Raw genomic sequence first — 4,149 nt, 5'->3', positions numbered from 1 at the left:
CTGCAGGACGATGGCGCGCTGGTCGCCTGCGGGGCGGGCGCGCTGCGGCTGCTGCGGCTGCAGCGGCCCGGGCGCGCCGCGCTCGACGCCACCGAGTTCCTGCGCGGCTTCGCCCTGCCGCGCGGCGTCGTGCTGGGCTGATGCCCGCCTACGCGCTCCTCATCGAATATGACGGCGCGCCCTTCGTCGGCTGGCAGCGCCAGGGGCAGGGCCTGTCGGTCCAGCAGGTGCTGGAGGAAGCGGCGGCGCACCTGAATGGCGGGACCGAGCCGACGCTCGTCGCCGCGGGGCGCACCGATGCGGGTGTGCATGCCGAAGGCCAGGTGGCGCAGCTGGAGATCGCCGCCGCCCTGCCGCCGGAGCGCGTGCGGGAAGCCCTGAACTTCCACAGCCGCCCGCATCCGGTCTCGGTGCTGGCGGCCGCGCCGGCGCCGGAGGGCTGGTCGGCGCGCTTTTCCGCCATCGGCAGGGCCTATCGCTACCGCATCCTGAACCGCCGGGCGCGGCCAGCGCTCGACCTCGGCAGGGTCTGGCACGTGCAGCGGCGGCTCGATGCCGCGGCGATGCACGAGGCCGCGCAGATGCTGCTCGGCCAGCATGATTTCAGCGCCTTCCGCGCCGCCGCCTGCCAGGCGAAAAGCCCGCTGCGCACGCTCGACCGGCTGGATGTGGCGCGGCTGGGGGATGAGGTGGTGATCACCGCCGCGGCGCGCTCCTTCCTTCACCACCAGGTGCGCAACCTGGTGGGCACGCTGGTGGAAGTGGGCTGGGGCAGGCGCCCGCAATCCTGGCCGCGCAGCGTGCTCGATGGGCGCGACCGCGCGCTCGCGGGGCAGACCGCGCCGCCGGAAGGTCTCGTGCTGACCGGCGTGCGCTACGCGGACCCGCTCGACTGGGGCTGATCAGCCCAGCGCCGCCATCCGGATGACAAGGCCGGAGAGGAAGACGGCGATGCCGAAATCCAGCAGCACGAACGCGACGGCGCGCAGGCCCGAGACCATCAGCGCAGCGCGCGTCACAAACCATTGCAGCCAGAGCGCATAGGCCAGCCCCGCGAGCCCGAGCAGGTCCGCCACGACCCCGTTCAGGCCCAGCATGGCGGGCACCGTCAGCGCCGCAAGCACGACGTACTGCACCAGGTTCGACCAGTTCCAGGCGGCGATGAAGCGCGGCCAGAGCGCGCGGCGCCCCATCGCCTCGGCCATCGGCAGGGAGGCGACGGCGAAGCCCGCCCAGGCGCAGACATAGGCAAGGATATCCGCGATGAGGGCCCGCGCGGGATCCACCGCTGCCGCCGCACCCGGCCCGAAGGCGCGCAGCAGCAGGAACAGCGGCAGGCAGATCGCCGCCGCGCGGAAGGAGGCGCGGGCCTCGTCCATCGAGGGCGCGAAGGCCTGCACGCCTTCCGCCCGCCCGCGCGCGAGCATGAGCGACGCGGCGATGCCGCGCGCGACCGAGCCCGGCGGGGGCACGGAGCCGCTCAGCCGAGGATCTCCTCGATCACCGCGTGGTAGGTGGCGGCAAGGCGGCGGAGCTCGTCGACCGACGCGTGCTCGTTCACCTGGTGGAGCGTCGCGCCGACGGCGCCGAATTCGGCGACCGGGCAGTAGCGCGCGATGAAGCGCGCATCGGAGGTGCCGCCGCCCGTGTCGAGCGCCGGCGCCACACCCGTGCTGCGCAGGATGGCGCGGGACAGCGCATCGACGAAGGGCCCCGGGCGGGTGAGGAAGCTCTCCCCCGAGCATTCGGCGTCCATCTCATAGGCGCAGCCGGCGGCGCGCAGCGCGGCGTGCAGCCTTTCGGTCAGCGCGGCACTGGTGTGCAGGTCGTTGAAGCGGATGTTGAGCATCGCGCGCGCGACGGCGGGGATGACGTTGGACGCCGTGTTTCCCACGTCGAAGCCGGTCACCTGCAGCGTGGTGGGCGGGAAGAACTCGCTGCCATTGTCGAGCGGGGCGGCGAGCAGCGGGCCAAGAGCCGCGACCAGCCGATGGATCGGATTGTCCGCCAGCGCGGGATAGGCGCTGTGCCCCTGCTTGCCGCGCACCGCGATTCGCGCCGTCAGGCTGCCGCGGCGGCCGATCTTGATGGTGTCGCCCAGCGCGCGGCGGCTCGTCGGCTCGCCCACCAGCGCCATGTCCGGCACCTGGCCGTTCGCCTGCATCCATTCCAGCACCTTCGCGGTGCCGTCGACGGAGCGCGCTTCCTCATCCCCCGTGATGAGCAGGGAGATGGAGCCCGGATGGTTCGGATGTGCCGCGAGGTAATCCGCCATGCCGGCGACGAAGGCGGCGATGCCACCCTTCATGTCGCAGGCGCCCCGGCCGAACAGCAACCCGTCGCGCAGCGCGCCGCTGAAGGGATCGTCCGACCAGGCGCCGAGATCCCCCGGCGGCACCACATCGGTATGCCCGGCGTAGCAGAGATGCGGCCCGCCCGTGCCACGCCGGGCGAACAGGTTGTCTACGCGGTAGTCCGCCGGCCCGAAGACCAGCCGCGTGCAGGCGAAGCCCAGCGGCTCGAGCGCCCGCTGCACGACGTCGAGCGCGCCGTCATCCGCCGGGGTGACGGACCGGCAGCGGATCAGCGCCTGGGCGAGCGGAATCGGGTCGGTCGGCATCACGCTGTCCTGGGCCTCCGATGCCCGCCCGATGGGGGCGTCAATCGCGCAGCAGCTCGTTGATCGCCGTCTTGGCGCGGGTCTGCGCGTCCACGCGCTTGACGATCACGGCGCAGTAGAGCGAGGGGCCCGGCGAGCCGTCGGGCAGCGGCTTGCCCGGCAGGCTGCCCGGCACCACCACGGAATAGGCAGGGACGCGGCCCATGAAGACCTCCCCCGTCGCGCGGTCGATGACCTTGGTGGAGGCGCCGATGAAGACGCCCATGGAGAGCACCGCGCCGCGCTCGACGATCACGCCCTCGGCCACCTCGGACCTCGCACCGACGAAGCAGTCATCCTCGATGATCACGGGGTTGGCCTGCAGCGGCTCCAGCACGCCGCCGATGCCGACACCGCCGGACAGGTGCACGTTCTTGCCGATCTGGGCGCAGGAGCCGACCGTCGCCCAGGTGTCCACCATGGTGCCTTCGCCGACATGGGCGCCGACATTCACGAAGGAAGGCATCAGCACGACGTTCTTCGCGATGTAGGCGGACCGGCGCACCACGGCGCCGGGCACGGCGCGGAAGCCCGCTTCCTTGAAGCGGTTCTCCCCCCAGCCCTGGAACTTCAGCGGCACCTTGTCGAAGGCGCCGGCGGCGGTGTCCATCGGCGCCGAATCGACCAGGCGGAAGGACAGCAGGACCGCCTGCTTCAGCCACTGGTTCACCCGCCAGCCGCCATTGCCGTCGGGCTCGGCCACGCGGGCGCGGCCGGAATCGAGCGCCTCCAGCGCTTCCTCCACCGCCGCGCGGTCGCCGCCGCCGGTCGAGGAGTTGATGCGGTCGCGGGCCTGCCAGAGGGCCTCGATGCGGGCCTGAAGGGCGGTGCTGTCCATGGCGGGGCGGGCTCCGGCTGCGGTCGTTCGGGCGGGCGCGTTCCTTGGCGCCGCGCGGCGGACCTGTCAACGCGGCCGCCGCTAACCCGTGATTCACCCGGTTCGCGCTTTCCTTGTTGAGATGAACGCAGCCCTTCGCCCGGAGGACATGTCGGCGACGCTCCCTCCCTCCGCGGCGGCGGCGGGGGCGCTGCATGGCGCGCTCCTTGAATCCCGGCAACGCTGGCAGGACCTGGCGGGCCTCGCCGCCGACTTCGTCTTCGAGGCGGATGGCGCGGGGCGCTTTACCTTCCTGTGGCCGGACCGGGTCCTCGGCCATGCCGCGACCCGGCTGCTGGGCCGGCGCGCCGCGTCGCTGCTGCTCGGCACAGGGCCGGACCCCTTCGAGCTTCGCCAGGCCGTCCGCCGGCAACGCTACTGGATGGCGGGCGCGGGCGGGGAACCCCGCTGCGTGTCGCTGTCGCTCGTGCCGCTTGCCGATGCGCGCGGCAACATCACCGGCCTCCGCGGCACGGCGCATGACGTGACGGACCAGGAACATGCCGCCACGGCGGCGGCCGCCGGCCTGCGGCGCGCCGCGCTGCTCGACGCGCTGGCCGACAAGGTGCGGCTCGCGGCGACGGCGCGCGACAGCCTCGCCCAGGGCCTGGCG

At 73.1% G+C, this 4,149-nt stretch carries 6 protein-coding genes; 3 read left to right on the top strand and 3 right to left on the bottom strand.

Annotated elements, in window-relative coordinates:
- On the top strand, positions 1-141 hold the full coding sequence (locus HW577_RS26970; RefSeq protein WP_269769582.1) for a hypothetical protein: 141 nt from the start codon (positions 1-3) through the stop codon (positions 139-141).
- Positions 141-902 (top strand): tRNA pseudouridine(38-40) synthase TruA, encoded by a 762-nt coding sequence (gene truA, locus HW577_RS21845; RefSeq protein WP_198378229.1) that lies wholly within the window; start codon positions 141-143, stop codon positions 900-902. The genes HW577_RS26970 and truA overlap by 1 nt, the downstream gene beginning before the upstream one ends.
- Here the strand turns inward: truA and HW577_RS21840 are convergent, their stop codons facing one another.
- Genes HW577_RS21840 through dapD form a run of 3 tightly spaced genes read right to left on the bottom strand, consistent with a single transcriptional unit; the run spans position 903 to position 3,497 of the window.
- Complete coding sequence (locus tag HW577_RS21840; protein ID WP_198378228.1) at positions 903-1,472, bottom strand: hypothetical protein; 570 nt, start codon at positions 1,470-1,472, stop codon at positions 903-905. It abuts the gene before it with no gap.
- A gap of 8 nt (positions 1,473-1,480) precedes the next feature.
- Positions 1,481-2,620, bottom strand: a complete 1,140-nt coding sequence (gene dapE / locus HW577_RS21835; protein WP_198378227.1) for a succinyl-diaminopimelate desuccinylase — start codon at positions 2,618-2,620, stop codon at positions 1,481-1,483.
- 40 nt (positions 2,621-2,660) lie between these two features.
- Complete coding sequence (dapD, locus tag HW577_RS21830) at positions 2,661-3,497, bottom strand: 2,3,4,5-tetrahydropyridine-2,6-dicarboxylate N-succinyltransferase (RefSeq protein ID WP_198378226.1); 837 nt, start codon at positions 3,495-3,497, stop codon at positions 2,661-2,663.
- A gap of 148 nt (positions 3,498-3,645) precedes the next feature.
- Between dapD and HW577_RS21825 the strand changes: the two genes are divergently transcribed.
- Positions 3,646-4,149: PAS domain-containing protein (locus tag HW577_RS21825; protein ID WP_198378225.1), on the top strand; the 504-nt coding region annotated here is incomplete at its 3' end.

Source organism: Neoroseomonas rubea (assembly GCF_016106015.1).
Classification (GTDB): Bacteria; Pseudomonadota; Alphaproteobacteria; order Acetobacterales; family Acetobacteraceae; genus Neoroseomonas; species Neoroseomonas rubea.
This window is presented reverse-complemented; position numbering and strand designations above follow the sequence as displayed.

Bases quoted from the DNA above. Each gene is read 5' to 3' on its own strand.
- truA (WP_198378229.1), top strand. From the start codon at position 141: ATGCCCGCCTACGCGCTCCTCATCGAATATGACGGCGCGCCCTTCGTC.
- dapE (WP_198378227.1), bottom strand. From the start codon at position 2,620: ATGCCGACCGACCCGATTCCGCTCGCCCAGGCGCTGATCCGCTGCCGG.
- dapD (WP_198378226.1), bottom strand. From the start codon at position 3,497: ATGGACAGCACCGCCCTTCAGGCCCGCATCGAGGCCCTCTGGCAGGCC.